This is a genomic window from Euzebya rosea, from assembly GCF_003073135.1.
GTDB classification, from domain to species: Bacteria; Actinomycetota; Nitriliruptoria; order Euzebyales; family Euzebyaceae; genus Euzebya; species Euzebya rosea.
Genome location: NZ_PGDQ01000004.1, coordinates 376,557 through 395,891 on the forward strand (window position 1 = coordinate 376,557; position 19,335 = coordinate 395,891).

20 protein-coding genes are annotated in these 19,335 nt (G+C 70.3%); 5 read left to right on the plus strand and 15 right to left on the minus strand.

Annotated features, from left to right (window positions below; all coding sequences use genetic code 11):
• Window positions 1–131 precede the first annotated feature (131 nt).
• From CUC05_RS06885 to CUC05_RS06900, 4 genes are all read right to left on the minus strand, one after another.
• A complete protein-coding gene (locus CUC05_RS06885) occupies window positions 132–794 on the minus strand; it encodes a response regulator transcription factor (RefSeq protein WP_108665329.1) in 663 nt (220 codons plus the stop codon).
• Window positions 787–2,025 carry a GAF domain-containing sensor histidine kinase gene (locus tag CUC05_RS06890; protein ID WP_108665330.1) on the minus strand — a complete coding sequence of 413 codons (1,239 nt, stop codon included), beginning with the start codon at window positions 2,023–2,025 and terminating at the stop codon, window positions 787–789. The genes CUC05_RS06885 and CUC05_RS06890 overlap by 8 nt, the downstream gene beginning before the upstream one ends.
• A gap of 211 nt (window positions 2,026–2,236) precedes the next feature.
• A complete protein-coding gene (locus CUC05_RS06895) occupies window positions 2,237–2,455 on the minus strand; it encodes a hypothetical protein (protein WP_170127921.1) in 219 nt (72 codons plus the stop codon).
• Between the two features lie 74 nt (window positions 2,456–2,529).
• Window positions 2,530–2,802, minus strand: coding sequence for a YgaP family membrane protein (locus tag CUC05_RS06900; protein ID WP_108665332.1), 273 nt, complete (start codon window positions 2,800–2,802; stop codon window positions 2,530–2,532).
• A gap of 425 nt (window positions 2,803–3,227) precedes the next feature.
• Here CUC05_RS06900 and CUC05_RS06905 point away from each other — a divergent pair, with 425 nt between their 5' ends.
• Together CUC05_RS06905 and CUC05_RS06910 are read left to right on the plus strand one after the other, a co-directional pair.
• On the plus strand, window positions 3,228–3,926 hold the full coding sequence (locus CUC05_RS06905; RefSeq protein WP_108665333.1) for an ATP-binding cassette domain-containing protein: 699 nt from the start codon (window positions 3,228–3,230) through the stop codon (window positions 3,924–3,926).
• Window positions 3,923–5,449, plus strand: coding sequence for an ABC transporter permease (locus tag CUC05_RS06910; RefSeq protein WP_108665334.1), 1,527 nt, complete (start codon window positions 3,923–3,925; stop codon window positions 5,447–5,449). Before CUC05_RS06905 ends, CUC05_RS06910 begins: the two co-directional genes overlap by 4 nt.
• A gap of 32 nt (window positions 5,450–5,481) precedes the next feature.
• Here the strand turns inward: CUC05_RS06910 and CUC05_RS06915 are convergent, their stop codons facing one another.
• The gene (locus CUC05_RS06915) at window positions 5,482–7,056 is read right to left on the minus strand and encodes a multicopper oxidase family protein (RefSeq protein WP_108665335.1); all 1,575 of its coding nucleotides are present in this window, start codon (window positions 7,054–7,056) and stop codon (window positions 5,482–5,484) included.
• Between the two features lie 319 nt (window positions 7,057–7,375).
• Here CUC05_RS06915 and CUC05_RS24550 point away from each other — a divergent pair, with 319 nt between their 5' ends.
• From CUC05_RS24550 to CUC05_RS06930, 3 genes are all read left to right on the plus strand, one after another.
• Window positions 7,376–7,891, plus strand: coding sequence for a potassium channel family protein (locus CUC05_RS24550; RefSeq protein ID WP_157965303.1), 516 nt, complete (start codon window positions 7,376–7,378; stop codon window positions 7,889–7,891).
• A 163-nt stretch (window positions 7,892–8,054) separates the two neighbouring features.
• The gene (locus CUC05_RS06925) at window positions 8,055–8,423 is read left to right on the plus strand and encodes a hypothetical protein (RefSeq protein ID WP_157965304.1); all 369 of its coding nucleotides are present in this window, start codon (window positions 8,055–8,057) and stop codon (window positions 8,421–8,423) included.
• A 184-nt stretch (window positions 8,424–8,607) separates the two neighbouring features.
• Window positions 8,608–10,071, plus strand: coding sequence for a copper resistance CopC/CopD family protein (locus tag CUC05_RS06930; RefSeq protein WP_170127936.1), 1,464 nt, complete (start codon window positions 8,608–8,610; stop codon window positions 10,069–10,071).
• A gap of 94 nt (window positions 10,072–10,165) precedes the next feature.
• Here the strand turns inward: CUC05_RS06930 and CUC05_RS06935 are convergent, their stop codons facing one another.
• From CUC05_RS06935 to CUC05_RS06980, 10 genes are all read right to left on the minus strand, one after another.
• Window positions 10,166–10,504: a cupredoxin domain-containing protein gene (locus CUC05_RS06935; protein WP_157965305.1), complete on the minus strand. Its 339-nt coding sequence runs from the start codon at window positions 10,502–10,504 to the stop codon at window positions 10,166–10,168.
• A 24-nt stretch (window positions 10,505–10,528) separates the two neighbouring features.
• Entirely contained in the window at window positions 10,529–10,912 is a 384-nt protein-coding gene (locus tag CUC05_RS06940; RefSeq protein WP_108665340.1) for a c-type cytochrome, read from the minus strand.
• A 75-nt stretch (window positions 10,913–10,987) separates the two neighbouring features.
• Window positions 10,988–12,406 carry an NADH-quinone oxidoreductase subunit N gene (locus CUC05_RS06945; protein ID WP_240606211.1) on the minus strand — a complete coding sequence of 473 codons (1,419 nt, stop codon included), beginning with the start codon at window positions 12,404–12,406 and terminating at the stop codon, window positions 10,988–10,990.
• A gap of 12 nt (window positions 12,407–12,418) precedes the next feature.
• The gene (locus CUC05_RS06950; protein ID WP_108665341.1) at window positions 12,419–13,897 is read right to left on the minus strand and encodes a complex I subunit 4 family protein; all 1,479 of its coding nucleotides are present in this window, start codon (window positions 13,895–13,897) and stop codon (window positions 12,419–12,421) included.
• A 21-nt stretch (window positions 13,898–13,918) separates the two neighbouring features.
• Complete coding sequence (locus CUC05_RS06955; RefSeq protein WP_108665342.1) at window positions 13,919–15,925, minus strand: proton-conducting transporter transmembrane domain-containing protein; 2,007 nt, start codon at window positions 15,923–15,925, stop codon at window positions 13,919–13,921.
• Window positions 15,922–16,227 carry an NADH-quinone oxidoreductase subunit NuoK gene (locus tag CUC05_RS06960; RefSeq protein ID WP_108665343.1) on the minus strand — a complete coding sequence of 102 codons (306 nt, stop codon included), beginning with the start codon at window positions 16,225–16,227 and terminating at the stop codon, window positions 15,922–15,924. Before CUC05_RS06960 ends, CUC05_RS06955 begins: the two co-directional genes overlap by 4 nt.
• Window positions 16,224–16,808 (minus strand): NADH-quinone oxidoreductase subunit J family protein, encoded by a 585-nt coding sequence (locus tag CUC05_RS06965; protein WP_205712173.1) that lies wholly within the window; start codon window positions 16,806–16,808, stop codon window positions 16,224–16,226. Before CUC05_RS06965 ends, CUC05_RS06960 begins: the two co-directional genes overlap by 4 nt.
• A complete protein-coding gene (locus tag CUC05_RS06970; RefSeq protein ID WP_157965306.1) occupies window positions 16,805–17,710 on the minus strand; it encodes a complex I subunit 1 family protein in 906 nt (301 codons plus the stop codon). The genes CUC05_RS06965 and CUC05_RS06970 overlap by 4 nt, the downstream gene beginning before the upstream one ends.
• Window positions 17,707–18,969, minus strand: coding sequence for an NADH-quinone oxidoreductase subunit D-related protein (locus CUC05_RS06975; protein ID WP_108665345.1), 1,263 nt, complete (start codon window positions 18,967–18,969; stop codon window positions 17,707–17,709). Before CUC05_RS06975 ends, CUC05_RS06970 begins: the two co-directional genes overlap by 4 nt.
• Window positions 18,969–19,325: an NADH-quinone oxidoreductase subunit A gene (locus tag CUC05_RS06980; RefSeq protein WP_108665346.1), complete on the minus strand. Its 357-nt coding sequence runs from the start codon at window positions 19,323–19,325 to the stop codon at window positions 18,969–18,971. Before CUC05_RS06980 ends, CUC05_RS06975 begins: the two co-directional genes overlap by 1 nt.
• Window positions 19,326–19,335 lie beyond the last annotated feature (10 nt).

Genomic DNA, 19,335 nt, shown 5'->3' on the forward strand with positions numbered 1-19,335 from the left:
GGCGCTGCAGGCGTACCTGCCACGGATGAACGCCCGATCGCGGTGGAGCCATGGCAGCCAGCGAAGGACATGGAGGTGCTCGGGACGAATGCGTCGTGGGCGGCAGGCCCCTTGATGTCCAGCCCGCGTCGCTACGGCCCGTTCGTCGGCTGCTCCAGCAGGCCGGCCTCGCGGGCCAGGCTTGCGAGCTTGGCGCGGGAACGTACGCCGAGCTTGGTCTGGATGTGCGAGCGGTGGCTCTCCACCGTGCGCACCGACACCACCAGCTGTTCGGCGATCTCGGTGTTGGTGAAGCCGAGTGCGATCAGCCGCAGCACCTCGATCTCACGGTTCGACAGCTCACCTCCAGGACCCGCCAGGGCGGCCGGTGAAGCGTCGGGGCGCATCAAGGCAGCGCCCAGCCGTGGGTGCACGTGCTCCCCGCCGGCCGCCAACGCGCGCACCGCGGTGACCAGATCGGAGTCGGCGGCATCCTTGACCAGATAGCCCGTGGCGCCGGCAGCGAAGGCCCGCCGCAGATAGCCGATGTCGTCATGCACCGTCAACACCAGCACCGTGCTGCCAGGGCTGGACCGCAACACCGCATCCGTGGCATCGATCCCGCTGGCATCAGGCAGACCCAGGTCCATCACGACCACGTCAGGGTGGAGCTCGCCGGCCCGTGCGATCGCCTCTGCGGCGGTGCCCGCCTCGGCCACCACCTCCAGATCCTCCTGTTCCTCCAGCACACGCCGCAGCCCCGCCCGCACCACGGTGTGGTCGTCACACAAGATGATGCGGATCGTCTCAGCCAACCGGCACCTCCACCATCACCGCGGTGCCGACGCCTGGAGCCGACTCCACCCGCAGTGACCCGCCCGCCGTGGACGCGCGCTCTCGCATGCCCACGAGTCCCAACGATTCCTCGGCCGCCCTGTGGTCGAAGCCACGGCCGTCGTCCTCCACCACCGCTCGGACCCGGCTGTCATCGGCCACGAGCTGGATGCCGACGACAGTCGCCTCAGCGTGCCGCACCACGTTGGTCAGCGCCTCCTGGACCACGCGGTACAACACGGTCTCCACCTCCGTCGGCAGCCGGTCGGCCTCGCCGAGCCCCTCCACGTCCAGTTCCACGGCGATGCCGGCCCGCTGCTGGATGCTGTTGACCAGCCGCTCGAGCGCGGGCACCAGGCCGATGTCGTCCAGCACGGTAGGCCGCAACTCGAACGCCAGATTTCGAACCCGCTCGAGCGCATCCGCGACTAGACCGCGGACTTCAGCCCAGTGCTCCGGCCGCACCTGCTGGCTGTCGGTGCCCGCCGCGAGGCCGTCCTCGGTCAGCCGCAGGCCCAGCAGAACCGAGGTCAGCGCCTGACCGATCTCGTCGTGCAGGTCTCGAGACACCCTGGCACGTTCCGCCTCCTGCGCCGCGATAACCTGCCCCAGCAGCTCCCGCTGCGCCGACTCTCGCGCCCGGGCTGCGGCCTCGCCGGCAACGGCGTTCGCTCGCTCCCGTTCGGCGGCGAGCAGCGATGCGGTCTCGATCGCCGCTGCCGACAGCCGCGCGAGCACCGTGATGGCCCCTTCATCACGGTCATCGAAGGGCATGCCGTCGACCCGGTCGCACACGTACAGGCTGCCGTAGCGGCCACGCGGGGTCACGATCGGTGCCCCGAGCAGCCGCCGCATCTCCGGATGTCCCTCCGGGAAACCCGCCGCCCTGGTGTCGGCGGCGATGTTGTCGACGCGCACCGGTGCCGTGGTCGAGGCGACAACCCCAAGCAGCCCGTCGCCAAGGGGGCACGAACTGATGGCCGCAACCTCCTCGGGCTCCAGTCCCTCCTGCACGAACCCTGTCAGCGCCCCCTGATCGTCCTGCAGTGCCACTGCGGCGTAGGAGGATCGGGCGACGCGGCAGGCCTGGGCCACGACCGTGAACAGCACCCGGTCGAGGTCCCGCTCCGAGGACAGCGCCAGGGCCACGGCCGCCAGCCCAGCAGCACCTTCCGAAAGCCCCCCTGCCCGCAGGCCAGCCTCGCCATCCATGTCCGCGAACCTACCTCACCCTCGCAGGGCCGCGAGAGTCACCGGTAGGCCTCACAACACTGGCGAAGTATCGCGCGGCTGGGACAGTCGTTGAAGCCGCCGCACTGGTTCGCCCCGCTGGCGCCAACCTCCGCGGACAGTCAGAACCGCGGTCGGGCCGACATCGGGGGGAACCACGGATCACGTTGCGGGAAGGACCGGCTCCTACGACTCAACGTCGCAGCGAAGGAGGGGGATCATCCGGGTGCTGGGGCGGAACGGCGGGGCGGCCCGCCCCGTCGTCCGGGTGGTCCGTGTGGTTCATGCCCCGCATCATCATGGCCATCATGCCGACGCACAGCCCGGCGAACACCAGGAAGCCCACGTCCACCACGCCGGCCGCCACCAGCGCCACGGCAAGCACGACCATGGGGATGCAGCAGACCAGCATCATCCAACCGTGGCCGGTGGTAGGCCGGACCGTCGTCCTTGTCGTCGGGCGGGGACGCCCGTTGGCAGAGGCGGTCATTGCGGGTCCGCCCACGACTGCGGCACACGGCCGAGCTTGTGGTACAGGGGGCAATAGCCGATGGCGCCGGTGACCACGAGGTCGAGACCGGCGGCAGCGAGCAGGATCTCCAGCACGACCGCAACCGCAGAGTTCGCAGTGGCGACCAAGGCGAGCGCCGCGACGGTCGCGGCCGCGCCGAGCAGGATGCGTGCGGCCCGCTCGGCGGGGGTGATGTTGACGCTGAAGCGCGGACGACGCGTACTGCCACCCCGTGAATCGCTGTTCATGACCTTCTCCTCTCGAGGCCCATTTCGTTGCTTGTCAGGGCATCATCCGCCTTCACATGCTGTTCGGCATCCGATGTGACTACCGAACTGGCTGCGGGCCGCTCCGGAGCCGGACGGGATCACCGCTCGAGTGTCGACTGGCCCGGGTGCGTGGTTGCCCGGACCGGGCATGCCGTAGTCCCCTCGGATGCGCAGGGTCCTGACGCCCATCACGATGTGTTCGGGACTTCCACGAGGAGGCATGTGATGTCGACAGGCAGAGAAGTCGTGACCATGGCCAAGCCGCGGTTGCGCAAGCTGCTCCCCGCACTGGGCACCCCCTGGCAGAGGGGAGAGGCCACCAACCCACCCTGGCGGCGGCATGACTCGGGACCGCAGGATCAGCCCGCCGAGCCGCACGACGATGCGAGAGGAGGGCAGCGGTCATGACCGCGGCATCGTCGACGACGAGTTCCGCCGGCGTGGACGCTGTCACCGCCGACGGACGGCCCGCGGTGGTGCTGAGCGCCCGCGGCATCACCAAGTCCTACGTCACGGGGATCTGGCCTCGGCGGCGCCGGCTGGACGTGCTGCGTGGAGCCGACCTCGAGCTGCGCGCAGGCGAGATCGTCGGCCTGGTGGGAGAGAACGGATCGGGCAAGTCCACGATGATGAAGATCCTGGTCGGCGCCCTCGACCGCGACGAGGGCACCATCCAGCGGCAGGGCGCCCTGGGCTACTGCCCGCAGGAGTCGATCCTGTACGAGCGGCTGACCTGCGACGAGCACTTCGAGCTCTTCGGTCAGGCTTACGGGCTCACCCGTTCCCAGGTCGAGTCCTCCCGCAACGAGATATACCAGCTCCTGGGCTTCGACCGCTGGGCCGGGGCACGGGTGGAGGAGCTGTCCGGGGGGACAGCGGCCAAGCTCAACCTGGGACTGGCGCTCCTGCCCGACCCGCAGATCCTTCTGCTGGACGAGCCCTACGCAGGATTCGACTGGGACACCTACCAGCGGTTCTGGGACCTCACCCGGACCCGCCGCGACGCGGGACGGTCGCTGCTCATCATCAGCCACTTCATCACCGATGAGGACCGCTTCGACCGGATCTATGACCTGCGCGAGGGCAGGACGGTCCCACGATGACCGCCACCGCCTCGACCGGTCCCCAGAAGGGACCATCGCTGGGCCTGCTGGGCTGGCGCTACCTCGCCGAGTACGCCCGCCGGCCGTTGAACCTCGTGCTGCTGGTCGTCGTGCCTGTCGTGTTCGTCACCCTCTCAGCCGGGGCGATCGCTGACTTCGCCGATGCGCTGGGCGGGATCACCGACCTGGGTCCGATCGAGGCCGCGACCGCGGGCTGGGCGGCGTCGCTGCTGGCCGGCGTCGCCGGGTTCTTCCACGTCACCGGTTCCCGCGAGGCCGACCGGCGACTGGCAGCCGCCGGTGCGGGAACGCTGCGGGTGGTGGCGGCCAGGCTCACCTCGGCCCTGGGACTGGCGGCCCTCGCCGGCATCGGAGCGCTCGGGGCACTGACGGTGCGCACCGACCTCGCTGACGCTCCGCGGGTGGTAGGTGTCACATTGCTGATGGCGGTGACCTACCTCGGGATCGGTGCGATCGTCGGTGCCCTGGTTCGCTCCGAGCTCAACGGGTCCCTCGTCGTGGTGTTCGTCTGGCTCTTCGACGTCTTCTTCGGCCCCGCGTTCGGTGGCAGCGGCGTCGTGCTACGGACCTTCCCGCTGCACTTCCCCACGCTGGTGGTGACCGACGTCGCCTCCGGGCACGCAGGCCCCCTGGGCGGTGTCGGGCTGTCGGCGCTGTGGGCGGTCGGAGCGCTGTTGGCAGGCACGGCCGCGCTGGTGCGCACGACGCGTCCCTCGCCGCTGGCTCTCCCTCGGCCGGCCGGTCGTTGGCGCCGCATTGCCGTGGCGCTGCGCTACGGGTTTCGCGACTACCGTCGCAACCTCGTGCTGTGGGTCCTGCTGGTCGGGCTGCCGGTGGCGTTCATCACCCTGTCGATCGCCGTCACCCCCAACGATCCCACACCGGTGGAACTCATCGACGGCGGCACGCGGAGCCTCCAGGTCCTGCCGATGAGTGATCTCCACGGCGCCATCATGGTCCCGATCACCGCCGGGTTCCTCGCCGGCCTGGCCGGGCTGTTCGTCGCCCTCGGGTCAGCAGAGGGGGTCCGGCGGCTGGTGCTGGCCGGCTACCGGCCGCTGGAGATCCTGGCGGCCCGGCTCGGCGTCATTGTCTTCGCGGCACTGCTGACCACCGGCGTATCGTTGGCAGTGACCGGCGCCAGCTTCACGCCCGTGGACTGGTGGGTCTTCGGGCTGGCCAACGTCCTCGTCGCGCTCACCTACGGAATGCTCGGCGTGCTCATCGGTCCTCGCTTCGGGCTTCTCGGCGGGCTCTACCTGATGCTCGCGCTGCCCTTCATCGATGTCGGCATCGCCCAGAACGCCATGTTCGACGCCGCCCCACCCGCCTGGGCCGTCTACATGCCTGCCCACGGCGGCATCCGCGTGATGCTGGACGGCGCCTTCACCGCCAGCTTCGACGAACTCGCCGCCTTCGGGCTGGCCCTGACCTGGCTGGCCGGCGTGACCGTGCTGGCCGTCGCGCAGTTCCGCCACCTCGCCTCACCTCGCGCTGGCTGACCGCGCGCCGGTCGCGCCGTTCGCGCCGGGGCTCAGGTGACGTTCAGCCAGGTCATCATCCCGGCAGCCGCGTGTTCGAGCATGTGGCAGTGGAGGAGCCACTTGCCGGGGTTGTCGGCGAGGAATGCCAGCTCGACGGTTTCGCCCTGCCCCATCAGCTCGCTGTCCCGCCAGTCCGGCTGGGCCGAGGGAACGCCGTCGCGGGTGATGACCTGGAAGTGATGGCCGTGGAAGTGCATCACGTGGGGGAACGCCGTCTGGTTCTGGATGGTGACGACGACCGTGCGGTTGCGCGCGACTGTCGTGAGGGGCATGTCGAGATCGCCCGCGACACCGTTGAAGGCCCAGAACCGGCGCGCGTCCATCAGCTCCGGCATGGCGAGCGTCTGGCCGTCGAGCGTCGCGGCGGACATCCCGCCCATCGCACCCCCCTCCATCAGCAGATCGACGCGGACAGGATCATCCAGATCGAGCGCCGCACTGCCGGGCGCCCTGCTGGGCAGAGCCGGAACGTCCGGGAAGCTCGTGCGGATGGGCTCGTCGGGGCCGTAGCGGAACGTGGCCCCGGGAGCAGCACCCTCCTGGGTCAGGAGCTCCAGCTGGCCGACCGCTCCCGGGTCCCCAGTCATGTCGACGACGACGTCGACCCGTTGCGCGGGTCCGAGCACGACCGGTCCGTCCACCTCCCGCGGTTCGATCGGGTAGCCGTCGAGCGCCACCGCGCTCGCGGGAAGATCCCCGAACGAGACGCCCAGGATCCTGGCGTTGGCGGTGTTGATCAGGCGCATGCGGATCCGCTCGCCGGCCACGACGTCGATGTCGGGAGTGCTGCTGCCGTTGACGGTCAGCAGACCGCCTGTGCGGCCGCCGTGACTCCAGTCGCCCGCAGCGCCCATGCTGTCTTCGTCGATCTGCGACCGGTCGTCCAGACGCCAATCGTCGATGACAAGCGTCAGATCCCCGTCGACGTCGTACGGTTCGGGTTCCTCCACGATCAGAGCGCCGTGCAAGCCCCGTGCGTTCTGCTCCCAAGAGCGGTCGTGAGTGTGATACCAGTACGTCCCGGGGTGGGGCACGACGAAGTCGTAGTCGAACGCCTCGCCGGCGCTGACAGCGTCCTGCGTCAGGCCGGGGACGCCGTCCATGTCGTTGTCGATGCTGATCCCGTGCCAGTGCACGGCCGTGGACTGCTCCAAGCCGTTCTCCAGGCGCACCCGCACTCGATCACCGGCGACGGCGCGGATCTCCGGTCCTGGTACGGAGCCCTCGTAAGCCCATACGGCAGTCATCTCATCCGCCTGTCCTGACAGCTGTGCCATCGCGGGGGCGGCGCGCATCCGTTGGAACCCGGCAGGGACGTCCTCGAAGCGAAGCTGCTGCGCGGAGATCTCGGCAGGCGATGATCCCGCCTGCAGACCAGCCCAGAGCCCACCTCCTGCCACGGGTACGGCTGCGGCAGCGAGGAGCGCCTGTCGACGTGAGAGCTTGCGGTTGCTCATCGCCGCGCCTGAGAGCGTGGTGAACTGCGGTTCATGGGCGAACTGTACGTCAGTTCTGGCGCTGGTCAGGCCGTCCAGCTGATCCTGGGGGACAGTATGACGATCCATCGACTCATGGCACCGTGCGCATGACCGCCGTCACCTCGGTCGCGGGGCTGCTCGTGCTCGCGGGAACCCTCGCCGATCTCGTCGCCACGACACTTGCCGGAAGCCTGTCAGCCGGTTGGACCACCCGACGTCTCAGCCCCATGGGGTGGGCCGCGATCCGGCGCGTGGGCGCCGGCCGGCATCGACTGCTCCAAGGGGCTGGACTGCTCCTGGTTCTCGGTCTCGTGCTGCTGCGGATCCTCGGCCTCTGGATCGGTTGGACGCTGGTCCTGTGGGACACCGCTGGTTGGACCACATCTCAGGACCGGGCAGCTTCCGCGTGGAACGGCTGTACGCCGCCGGCTACACCCTCACGACGCTCGGGGTGGGCGACATCGTTCCCACGACGGCACTGGGTCGGGTGCTGATCGTCGTGTGCAGCGCGTCGGGTCTGCTCACGCTCACGCTGGCGATCACCTACCTGGTGCCGGTGCTGAACGCCGTGACGGCGAGGCGAGTGCTCGCAGCGACCTTGAACGCCCTGGGTGGGGACCCCGAGCAGGTGCGCCAGCGGCTGTGGCCCGGAGGCGATCTGAAGGGGACACGCGCAACGGTCGAGGGTCTGGCGTCCGACATCCGGTTCGTGACGCAGGCGCACTACAGCTACCCGGTCATGCACTTCTTCCACTGGCCGACGCCCGCCACCGCGTTCGCGCCGGCTTTCGCACGTCTTGCCCTCGCCGTCGAGACTCATCTGAACGCCTCGACGGCGCCACGGCCCCACCGCACCTGCATCTGCATCTGCTCACGAGTGCCATCGAGGAGCACATCACCGTGCAGATCGAGTCGTTCGTGACCGCAGGACCGGGCGCCGAGCATCCCCGTGGGAGGTTGCGCGCGATCGTCCGGGACGACGCTTGGTCGTGGGACCTCGTCGAGCCCTGACCTGGCTGTCTGATACCCCCCGGGACGCACTTCCTCCTCAGGATTGGGGCGGGTCTGTCGATACGATGTTCGTCGTGCGTGCCCTCCTCGTCCTCGCTGTCTGCGTCATTGCGATGACGCAGAGCCTGGGCGTGCTCGTCTTCCACACCCACTTCGATGAAGTGGGTGATGGTGCCCGTCACCGCCACGCCTACGCATCCGATGATGACGGACACATTGGACATGCCGAGGACGTGAACTCAGCCGAGACGCCTCACGGCGGCGAGCAGACGGCCGCGCGCACCGCGGGCTTCGTGGTGGTGCTCGCTCTCGCGGTGATGGTTCTGAGCCAACGCACGCCGAGCGGACGGCACGGCCCGCCGGTCCTCGTGGCCAGAACGCAGCGAAGACGTGCGAGGCGCCATCCTGCGCGTCTCGCGATGCTGGCGATCCTGCGGGTCTAGAAGCACGCGGGTCGCCCTCCCCTGCCGACGCATGCACCCAGCGGCGTGCAAGGGGACGGTGCCGTCGGCCTGCCGCAGCTTCGGAGGCCGCAACGACCCGTGCCATCGCGTGGGTGCGACCTCTCGTGGTTCGTCGACGTCGACGAACCACCTCGCGTCGCAAATTCGAGGAGTTTCCAAGGTCATGTCTTCAGCACGCAATCACATCCGCCGGATAATCCAGCCAGCCCTGCTCATCGTGGGGTTGCTGCTGGTCCTCGCCGCACCGGCGGCCGCCCACTCCGCACTGCAGTCCGTCGACCCCGCCCCAGACAGCACCTTCGACCAGCCCGTGCAGAGCCTGACGCTGGTCTTCGCCCAACCGGTCGATGTCCTTCCCAATTCGGTCCAGGTCACAGGTCCCGATGGGCAGACACTCGCCGTGGGTGAATCGGTACTTGCCGGTGACGGTGTCACCGTCACGGCTGAACTCGCCGAACCGCTGCCCCCCGGGACGTCATCCGTCGCCTGGCGTGTGATCGGAGGAGATGGTCACCCGATCGAGGGCGGGTACGTGATCACCAGCACCTCGCCCCCGACCGAGGGAGCTGCCCCGACAGTGGCACCGGCGGCCACAGCCGCAGGGCCGGAACCGTCAGCAGCGGAGTCACCCAACCCCGCCCCGTCACCCGAGACGGCGCCCGAAGATGCTGCTCCTGAGTCGAGCGAGTCCGCGGGGGCCGCTGCGGTCGTGTCGCCGCAGCCGCCTGACGTGGCGGCAGGGGAGCCGATGGCTCCCGAGATCATCCAGGTGGTCGGACGGTGGCTCGTCTTCGCCGCGAGCCTTGTGGCGATCGGCGTTGTCGTGTTCGGCGTCGCGGTCCACCCCGACAGCCGCGCCGACCAGCGGCTCCTGAGCCGCCTCGTCACCGGTGCGGCGGTGGTCGTCATCGTGGGCACGACGATGCAGCTCCTCGGTCACGTCGCAGTCATCGCGGGGGAGGGCATGAGCGGGATGACCAACACCTCCGCCTGGGACATCGTCCGCGGCTCGGGTCTGATGATGGCTTCGCTGCTGCGCATCTGGGGTGCCGGCGTCATCCTGGCTGGCACCCGCGGCTTCGTCCGCTGGTCACACGATCCCTCGCACGTCGGACCGATGCTGCTGGGTGCAGCGAGCCTCCTGCTGTCGTTCCAGTTCACCGGGCACACCGCGACGAGCACTCCCGGCCTCCTGGTGCGTCTGTCCGACGCCGCGCACGTCGGCGGAGCGGCGGTCTGGACTGGTGGCGTCGTGGGTCTTGCGGCAGTTATGGCCGCGCGACGGCACCGCGGTGACGACTCCAGGCTGGTTGTGGGACGCTTCTCCGTCGCGGCCACCGCTGCTGTGGTCCTGGTCGGCGTCGCCGGCAGCGCTCTCGCGGTCGTCGAGCTGGAGAGGGTCGGGCAGCTGTTCGCCACCGGCTACGGACGGGTACTGCTGGCGAAGCTGGCCATCGTCGGCTTGGTGGCAGCCGTCGGCGCGTTCAACCACACCCGCCTGGTGCCCGCCATCGTCAACGGCGACGACGAGTCCGCCGCCCGGATGCAGCGCACGATGCGGCTGGAGCTCGCGCTGTTCCCCCTGGCCATCGCGCTGACTGCCGTCCTCGTCCGGATGTCCCCGTAGTGCGACCCGGCGGGGCATGAGTTGCCTCCAGGATCCGTGGCCGGCTGTGAACCGGCAGCCGGCCATGACGTTCCTCGAAGGCGAGGACCGCACGTCAGCCGACGCGGAGCGTCGCCTCCATGCCCTCCTCGCGATGGCCTTCGAGGGCGCAGTAGACCGCGTAGTCGCCGCTGGGCAGCGCCGGCAGCCTGTACGGTGCTGAACCACCCTCGAGGATGGCCAGGTGCACCAAGACGTCCTCCGGTAACCCCTCGACCGTGAAGTCGTGGGGCACCGAACCGACGTTGGTGAGGGTCAGTTCGAAGTCGGGCGTGTCCGCTGGGACCCGGATGTCGACGGGCCGGTACTCGAACTCATCCATGATGAGCTCGTCGGTCATGGTGGGGCTGCTGCACGCTGCCGCGCCGAGGAGCACCAGGAAGGCAGCGGCCATCAGCCGCAAGGTCAGCACCCGCGGCTACTCCAGCAGTCCTGCGAGTTGCTGCTCCGCCCGAACGAAGGCGATGATGTCGGTGACGTCCTGTTCGCTCAGCCCGTCGATCGGGGGCATCGGTCCGAACTGCCAGTGGTGTGGCTGAACTCCGTTCTGCACGGCGGCGCGGAACGAGAACTCACCATGGTGGTTCGGCAGGTACACCGCATCCAGGTGCGGAGGCCCTTGATCCGTCCCTTGAAGGTCCGCGCCGTGGCATTGCGCACAGTTCGCTTGGTAGAGCGTCTCGCCAGCCGCGACGTCGCCAGCCGCGACGTCGTCGGCGACCGTTTCCGGGGTGCCCGACGGTTCGGATGCGCAGGCGGTGAGCAGCAGGACGAGGGTCGTCGTGATCAGGAGGAGACGCATACCCCGAGAGTATCGGAAGCACCGGAGCAAGACTGGGCGTGGCAGCGGCCCCCAGAGCCCAGCCTGCGGCTGCGGTCAAGGCAGCAGCAGCGCGCCGGTGAAGGTCTGCAAGAGTGGTTCGGCCGCGACACCGGTACCGATCGTGGCGATCACGGCGACGCCGGTTGCGACGGCCGCGGTCTTGCCGAGAACCGGGACGGGGCCGGGGGCGGGGTCGAAGTATCCGGGACCGAGGACCCGCGCGTAGTAGGCGAGGGAGACGACGGAGTTGATGACAGCCAGCAGGGCCAGCCACGAGAAGCCGGCGTCGATGGTGGCGGCGAAGAGGGCGAGCTTACCGGCGAAGCCGCCGAGCGGGGGGATGCCGACCATCGACAGGAAGGCGAGCACCAGCGCGGTGAACAGCCACGGGCGCCGTCGGGCCAGGCCGGCGTAGTCGGCCAGGTCGGTGCGGCCGCGGAGCTCCACGACGACGCCGAAGGCAGCGAGGTTGGCTGCGGCGTAGGCGGCGAGGAAGAGCAGCAGCGACGGGATGGCGAGGTCGCTGCGGCCAAGCGCCACGGGGGCCATGAGGGCGTAGCCGGTCTGTGACACCGCTGACCAGCCGAGCAGCCGGCGCACGTCGGTCTGCCACAGCGCGGCCAGGTTGCCGAGGGTCATGGTGGCGGCGGCGATCAGGGCAATGGCGGGCCGCCAGCCCACGGGGGCGTCGGCGAGGAGTGCGGCGAGGCGGGCGATGGCGATGATCCCGCCGACCTTCGGAGCGGTCAGCAGGAAGGCCGCCGCAGGTGCGGGCGCGCCCTCGGCGACATCGGGCACCCACGGGTGCACGGGTACGGCGCCGACCTTGAACGCCATGCCCAACAGCAGCAGTCCGGTGCCGGCCAGCACCCCCAGTGGATCGGCGCCGGGGAGCGTCTGTGACAGCCCGGGGTAGGTGGTGGTGGTGCCCAGACCGAACAGGAGCACCACGCCGACCAGCATCAGGGCGTTGGTGAGGGCGCCGAGCAGGTAGTACTTGATCGCGGCCTCGCCCGACTCCTTGGACTGGCGGTGGTAGGCGGCCAGGACGTAGCCGGTGACGGAGGACAGCAGCAGTCCCAGCACCAGCTCCATGAGGTCGGCCGCGCCGGCCAGCAGCACCGCACCGAGGGTTGCGAACAGCAGCATCGTCTGCAGCTCGCCGGCCCGGTCGTCGCTGCGGAACCATTCGGCGGTGAGCCCCACGGTGATGGCGGCCACGGCCAGGACGATGAGCTTGCCGACGACGGCGGTGCCGTCCAGCGCGTAGGTGTCGAAGAACCCGATCCGCTGGACGGCGCCGAGCTGTGGGACGGTGGTGGCGGTGGCGACGCCGATGACGAGCAGGGACAGCCATGGGGCGTGGTGCTGCAGGCGCCGTGGGGTGAACAGCGCGGTGATGAGCACGACGACCGCGCCGGCCAGCAGCACGATCTCCGGGACGACCTCGCCGGCCGCCGCGGCCATGTCCATCTCCACGCTCGCTCAGCCTCCCATCGCGCGGGTCGCTGACTCGATCGGGCCGAGCAGCCACCGTGGATAGACGCCGATGACGATGACCAGGGCCAGCAGGACGGCCAGCGACGCCGTCTCGACACGGCCCACGTCGGTCCAGTCGCCCCACCGCTCCGGCAGATCGCCGAGGAACATGCGCTGGAGGACCTGCAGGAACAGCGCTGCGGTGATGACGACACCGAGCAGGCCGATGCCTGCTAGCCATGGATAGACCGCGAAGGTGCCGACGAAGATCTGGAACTCGGCGATGAACCCGGCCAGCCCGGGCAGCCCGAGGCTTGCGAAGGCGGCGACGACGGTCGCCGCGGTCATGCGGGGCGCGCGGGCGGCCAGGCCACCGTAGTCGGCGATCTCGTAGCTCTGGCCCCGCTGCCAGATGCTGCCGCTGATCAGGAACAGCGCGCCGGTGATCAGGCCGTGGGCGACCATCTCCACCACCGCGCCGGTCAGCGCGAGGGTCTGGGCATCGCGGTCGCCCAGGCCGATGGCTGCCGCGCCGGCGGAGACGCCGAGGATGGTGTAGCCCATGTGGTTGACGCTGGTGTAGGCGATCCGGCGCTTGAGATTGGGCTGGCCGAGGGCCACCAGGGCCCCGTAGACGATGGAGACCACGGCGATGACGGCGAGGGGGAAGGCGAAGCGCTGGTACTGCTCGCCCATCATCTGCAGCATGATGCGGATGAAGCCGTAGGTGCCGAGCTTCAGCAGGACGCCGGCCAGGATCGCGGAGGCCGGTGCAGGCGCGTCGACGTGGGCTGGCGGCAACCAGGTGTGCACCGGCACCAGCGGGGTCTTGACGCCCAGACCGATCGCGAACCCCCAGAACGCGAGGACCCCGAGCAGGCCGCTGCCGGCCAACGGTTGGCTGGCGATGAGGGTGGGGATGTCGAAGGTCCGCGGGTCGGTCGCCAGGTACAGCGCGAGGATGGCCAGCAGCATCACCAGCGACCCGGCAAGGGTGTAGATGAAGAACTTCAGCGCCGCCCGCCGGGCGTTGCCATGGCCCCACACCCCGATCAGGAAGTACATCCCGACCAGCGACAGGTCGAAGAAGACGTAGAACAGGAACAGGTCCAGGGCGAGGAAGACGCCGAGCGACACCGCTTCGAGGAACAGCATCCAGGCGTAGTACTCGTGCCCGCGGCCGCGCAGGTCGGTCGGGTACGCCGTGGATGCGGCGAAGATCAACGCCGACATCACCGCGAGCACCAACGACATGCCGTCGACGCCCAGCTTGTAGGTCACCCCGAGGGAGGGGATCCAGGGGGCCTGCTCGATGAGTTCGAACCCCCCGTTGCCGTCGAACTGCGTCCACACGACGATCAGCAGCAGCAGCGGTACCGCGGCGATGCCGGTGGCGACCCCGCGCTGCGTCGGCTCCGACGTGCGGCGCAGAGTGAGCATGGCGACCGCACCGAGGAGCGGCACGAGGATGGATGCGGTGAGCACTGATGGACCTCCGTGTGGCCGTCAGGTGTCGAGGAGGACGCCGAACAGGACGACCAGCCCGATGACGGCGATGACGTAGTAGTGGTGTGCAAGACCCGTCTGCAACCGACGGGCCTGGGTGCCGGCGGCGCCGATCCGCTCCGCGATGGCCTCGACCGCGCCGTCGACGCCGCGGTCATCACCCCGACGGGAGATGTCACCGATCCAGGTCGTGGCGGCGGCGATGGCGGCCACGATGCCGTCGACCCCGAGCTCCAAGGTCCGGGTGACCCCGCGGGACGCGGCCCGTGCAGCGGCGGCGACGGTGCGGACGGCGCCGTCGACGACACGGTCGTCGAACCGGGGGAGTACCGACGTCAACCCGCCTGCAGCACGGGCGACGAGGCGGGGTGGCAGGTCCAGGACGGCGTCGTCGAACCGGGCTGCGACCGCTGCAGAGGCCAGCACGGGGGTGACGACCAGGCGCTGCGCCGCCGTCGTCGCACCGAACCAACCTGCCGCAGCATCGGCCAGGCGGTGGGGGAGGACGTCGCCCTCCCGCCGGACCGCCCACACCGCGACCGCAGCGCCGAGGAGCACCAGCACCACGGCCAGTACCAGCTCCCAGGGATGGCCCGCGTCGATCGTGCCACCCACGAGCCCTTCGACGACCTCACGGGCCCCGGGCAGCCACAGCACCCCGAGGGCTGCGGAGGCCACCGCCAGCAGGACGATCACGGCGACCTCCACCCGGTGCGGATCCGGCCGGTCGGGGTCTGGCGCGGGCCTGGTCCGGTCGCGCCCGAACGCCAGCAGGTGCAGCCGCAGTGCGTACACCGCCGACAGCAGACCCGCCAGGAACGCGAGAATCCCTGGGACGGGGCCGGCGGTGACGGCGGCGGCGACGATCTGCTCCTTGGTCCACGCCGCGCCCAGCGGCGGGGCGGCGGCCAGCGCCAGCGCACCGACCGCGGCGGCGACCGCCACCGTCGGCATGCGGCTGCCCAGATGCCAGCGACGCACGTCACCGGTGCCCGTCGCCGACATCCCGACCCCGACGGCGAGGAACAGCTGGGACTTGAGCAGCGCGTGGGCGACGAGGTGTGCCGCAGCCGCAGCCGGGGCGCCCATGCCGACGGCGGCGAACATCAGCCCGTACTGCGCGGCGGTGGAGGCGGCGAGGATCCGCTTGCCGCGGACCTCGCCGAGCGCGACCACACCACCGACCAGCGCCGTGGCCAACCCGACCGCCGTGACCACCGGTCCGAACCAGCCCACGGTCGAGAACGATGGACCGAGGACGATCAGGGCGTAGGCCCCTGCCGCGACCATGGTCGCGGAGTGCAGCAGCGCCGACACCGAGGTCGGTCCCGCCATCGCCGAGAACAGCCATGGTGAGAACGGCAGCTGGGCCGACTTCGACATCGCCGCCAGCAGGACGCCTGCGGCGACTGCGTCGAGCATCGGCCGGGGGACGTCACCGATGGCGTCGTAGGCGAACGACCCGGTCGAGGCGAACGTGACCCCGGCGGCGAGGATCAGCCCGATGCTGCCGACGCGGGTGGCGTTGAAGGCGTGGGCGGCCTTGCCGACCGCATCGGAGGAGCTCCACGCCGAGCCGATCAGCGCCCAGGAGCAGGCGGCGACGAGCTCCCAACCGATGGTGAGGGCGAGGAGGTCGGCCGCCAGCACCACCATCTGCATGGCGCCGGTGAAGGCCACCATCAGACCCAGCAGCCGCGGTAGCCCCCTGACGTCCTCGTGCACGCTGGCGTAGGCCACCACCACCACGGCCACTGCCGGCACGAGCGCGGCGACGACCCCTGCGACGCCGTCAGCAGCGAAGGTCAACGACAGCTGGGACGACCAGACGACGTCCAGCCGACCGTCGCTGACGGCGGCCACGACCGCCGCCGCGAGGCTGGCGGCCAGCAGGCTGATGGCGCCGGCCCCGAGCACCCCCCGCCGACGGGGTGGGGTGACCCGGATCCCGAGTGGCCACAGGAGGGCACCGCCCACGAGCGGCAGAAGGATCGCGGCGGCGATCACCCGCGGAGTCGCTTCGTCTTCTCGGTGATGTCTGCCTTGCGGACGCGGTAGATGCCCACCATGACCGCGAAGCCCAGCGCGGCCTCGACCGCCATGACGGTCAGGACGACCACCCCGAGCATCTGGCCCTTGGGGACGCCTCCTGCGGCATGCGCCCACAGCGCCGCACCGGCCAGCAGCGCACCGTTGATGATCAGCTCGATGCCCATCATGATCATCACGAAGGACTGCTGGCTGATGGCGCCGTACACGCCGACGCCCACGAGCGCCGCGGCGACGACCATCAGCACGTCGAGCGTCATGACGTCTCCTCCGGCGCGTCCGCGTCGAGGGGCACCAGGGACGGCGGGGCGGACCCCTCCTCGGCGTTGCCGTACCGGCCCCGCCGGCTGGTGATGGCGATGGATCCGATCATCGTGGCCAGCAGCGTCGCACCGGCGGTCTGGAACACCAGCATCGAGTCGCCGAGCTCCTCGACCCCCAGCTGCTCGGTGACCTCCGCCGACGTCTGCGTCGCGGGCTGGTCGGGGAAGTCGACCAGCACCCCGACGACGGCCAGGGCGAGGAACGCCACCACCCCGGAGACCTTTGCGACGGTGTGCTGGTGCACCATCGTCATGGGGTTCAGCCCGGCCGGGTTCATCATCAGCATTACCATGAAGATGGCCATCACGGCCATCTCCCCGGCCATCATCAGCATCACCGAGAAGCCCAGGAACCGGGCGTTGAGCAGCACCAGGATCCCGCCGACGCTGACGAAGGACGCCAGCAGCCAGAACGACGCGCGGACCATCGAATCGGTGCGGAACACCAGCCAGCCCGTGATGACCGCGACGGCGCCGAGGACGACGCCGATGCCGTGGGCCACCGGGCCGAAGCTCACAGGAGCCACCAGCCGGTGAGGAACACGTCGAGCAGCGCCAGCGGCAGCAGCCCCACCCACGCGAGGACGACGTAGCGCTCGGTCCGCACGCGCGGCAGCAGATGACGGGTTGTTGACAGGACGGCGAGCAGCGCGAGCGTCTTGATCGCGACCCACGCCACACCCGGCAGGAGGGGACCGTGCCAGCCCCCGAGGAACACCGATGCCCCCACGGCGCAGGCGCCGACGACCACGCCGCGGTGGGCGATCCGCCACAGGAGCAGCTGGACGCCCGATGCCTCCAGCTCGACCCCGCCCGCCAGGTCAGCGCCCGCAGGGGTGGCCAGCGGACCGTAGAACAGCACGCCGACCGCCGCCGCCAGGTAGATCGGCAGGCCGAGGGGCTGACGGACGACGTTCCACAGGCCCTCCTGGTCGGCCACGATCGCGTCGACGCCGAGGGACTCCGCCGGCAGGGCCGTGCTGATGAGCACCAACGCGAAGGGGATCATGGCCGACAGCGCCTGGGCGAACATGCGGTAGCCCCCGATCATCGGGAAGGGGCTGTTGGGCGCCCACCCCTGCAGGAACACCGCGATCAGCACCAGCGCGGCCGCGGCGCCGAACAGCACGATGCCGTGGGACAGCGGCGCCAGCACGGTCTCGGGCGCGATCGGGACGACCGAGACCATGACCGCAGCGAGTCCCAGCAGCAGCGCAGGGGCCACGGCCCAGGCCTGCGCATCGGGGCGCTCGGTGGTCGTGCGCTGCTGCAGGAACTGCAGCGCGCCTCGTCGCCATGGCTGCTGCACGGCGGGACCGATGGGGGCGCGGGCAACACCCGCCCCGACAGCGGCATCGACTGCCACGAAGCCGATGACCCCGACGGTCAGCCCGACGGCGGCCCAGATGACGCCGATCACGTCGCCACCTGATCGATTGGCGCGGTGCGGCGAAGGTCCAGGTCGAGGCTGTCCACGACCGCGACGGCATCCCCCCACTCCAACCCCACGAGCAGGTCGGGCAGCATCGGCAGCAGCTCGGCGGTGACCGATGCCGGGTCCTCGACCACCGGTCCGGGTTCGTGCAGCCGCGTCCCCGCGGCCGCAGCGAGGGCGATCGACTGGTCGATCTCGGCCAGTCGCTGACGCCACCGGGCCCTGACGTCACCGCCTTCGCCACACACCGGGGTGAAGCCGAGGTCGTCGTAGGACGGGTCAGCAGACCGGGCATCCCTGCAGGATCCGGCGGCACGTGCCGCGAACCCGTGCCCGTCCCATGTGGTGTCCGCAAGTGTGCCGCACGGGGGCAGGGACCGTTCCACCGAGGTCCGGCGCAGCAGCCGCGCCAGCCCAGGACCGGCAGAGAGCAGCGCCTCGGGCGGCCCGTCGGTGTGCTGCACCATCCGTGCCGCGAGGGCGTGCAGACCGAGGAGGCGCAGGGTGCGGGCGATGGCCCGCAGGTGGTGGACCACGCGGGCCTGCTCCAGGGCGGCGACCCGCACCGGTTCGGTGGCCGCGCGAGCGAAGACGTCGGTGGGGGAGGAGGACACGGCCAGGAAGGGGTTGCCGTGGACGTGCACCTCCTGGACGAGGTCGCCCTGCAGGACCACGTCGAGCATCAGCCCCACGGGGAACGGCGCGTAGAACGGACCGACGGGAACCGACAGGGCGTCCAGCTTCAGACCGTCCCGCAGGTCGTCGGCGCGATCGGGCAACGGCCGGCCGTGTGGCACCCCGCCCGTCATCCCCGAGCCGCCATGACCGAAGGGCCCGACACCACGCCAGGGCTCACGGCTCGTGGATGACATCAGTGGCGGTTCAGAGTCCCGGGTGCCGTCGATCAGGCCACGGTGCACCTCGAGGACCGCGGCGGCGACGTCGTCGTCGCCCGCCGTGGGCCGCAACGCCAGCGACGTCCCCCATCCGTCATCCGCATCCCCCCAACGGACGGTGGCCCGCGGGTGTGGAAGCGCGTCGTGCACGAGTGCTGCGGGCTCATGGAGCTCCGGCGGCAGGGCACCGGCCACCAGCAGGACGGTTGCGTGGCGGGGGGAGTCGACGACGTCCAGCCGCGGATCGCGCCGCAGGCGCTCGGCGTCACCGGCAGGTCCGCCACCACTGCCCTGCAGCACGAGGACCGGGACCGGGGTGGCCGCCGCGAGGCGGCGCACCACGCCCATCACTGCCACGACAACGCCCCCTCACGCCAGGCGTACAGCACGCCGACGAGCAGGATGACGATGAACATCAGCATCTCGATGAGCGCGGTCACCCCCTCCTGCACGTAGACGACCGCCCACGGGTACATGAAGACCATCTCCATGTCGAAGGCCAGGAACAGCACCGCCATCGTGTAGTAGCGCACGTGGTAGCGGTTCCATGCATGCGTCTGCGGCTCGCGGCCCCCGGTGAACGGGACCATCTGCGATTCCGAGAGGGGGGCACGACCGAGTGCGCCGTCGACCCAGCGGCCCACGAGCACCGCAGCCGACGCCCCCAGGAACAGGGTCAGGACACCCGCGAGTGGGAGCAGCATCGTCTACGGG

Coding starts and splice junctions, on each gene's coding strand:
- CUC05_RS06890 (WP_108665330.1), bottom strand. CDS start 2,025: ATGGATGGCGAGGCTGGCCTGCGGGCAGGGGGGCTTTCGGAAGGTGCT.
- CUC05_RS06895 (WP_170127921.1), bottom strand. CDS start 2,455: ATGCTGGTCTGCTGCATCCCCATGGTCGTGCTTGCCGTGGCGCTGGTG.
- CUC05_RS06900 (WP_108665332.1), bottom strand. CDS start 2,802: ATGAACAGCGATTCACGGGGTGGCAGTACGCGTCGTCCGCGCTTCAGC.
- CUC05_RS06905 (WP_108665333.1), top strand. CDS start 3,228: ATGACCGCGGCATCGTCGACGACGAGTTCCGCCGGCGTGGACGCTGTC.
- CUC05_RS06910 (WP_108665334.1), top strand. CDS start 3,923: ATGACCGCCACCGCCTCGACCGGTCCCCAGAAGGGACCATCGCTGGGC.
- CUC05_RS06915 (WP_108665335.1), bottom strand. CDS start 7,056: ATGGATCGTCATACTGTCCCCCAGGATCAGCTGGACGGCCTGACCAGC.
- CUC05_RS06930 (WP_170127936.1), top strand. CDS start 8,608: ATGTCTTCAGCACGCAATCACATCCGCCGGATAATCCAGCCAGCCCTG.
- CUC05_RS06935 (WP_157965305.1), bottom strand. CDS start 10,504: ATGGCCGCTGCCTTCCTGGTGCTCCTCGGCGCGGCAGCGTGCAGCAGC.
- CUC05_RS06940 (WP_108665340.1), bottom strand. CDS start 10,912: ATGCGTCTCCTCCTGATCACGACGACCCTCGTCCTGCTGCTCACCGCC.
- CUC05_RS06945 (WP_240606211.1), bottom strand. CDS start 12,406: ATGGACATGGCCGCGGCGGCCGGCGAGGTCGTCCCGGAGATCGTGCTG.
- CUC05_RS06960 (WP_108665343.1), bottom strand. CDS start 16,227: ATGACGCTCGACGTGCTGATGGTCGTCGCCGCGGCGCTCGTGGGCGTC.
- CUC05_RS06975 (WP_108665345.1), bottom strand. CDS start 18,969: ATGGGCGTGGTGCGCCGCCTCGCGGCGGCCACCCCGGTCCCGGTCCTC.
- CUC05_RS06980 (WP_108665346.1), bottom strand. CDS start 19,325: ATGCTGCTCCCACTCGCGGGTGTCCTGACCCTGTTCCTGGGGGCGTCG.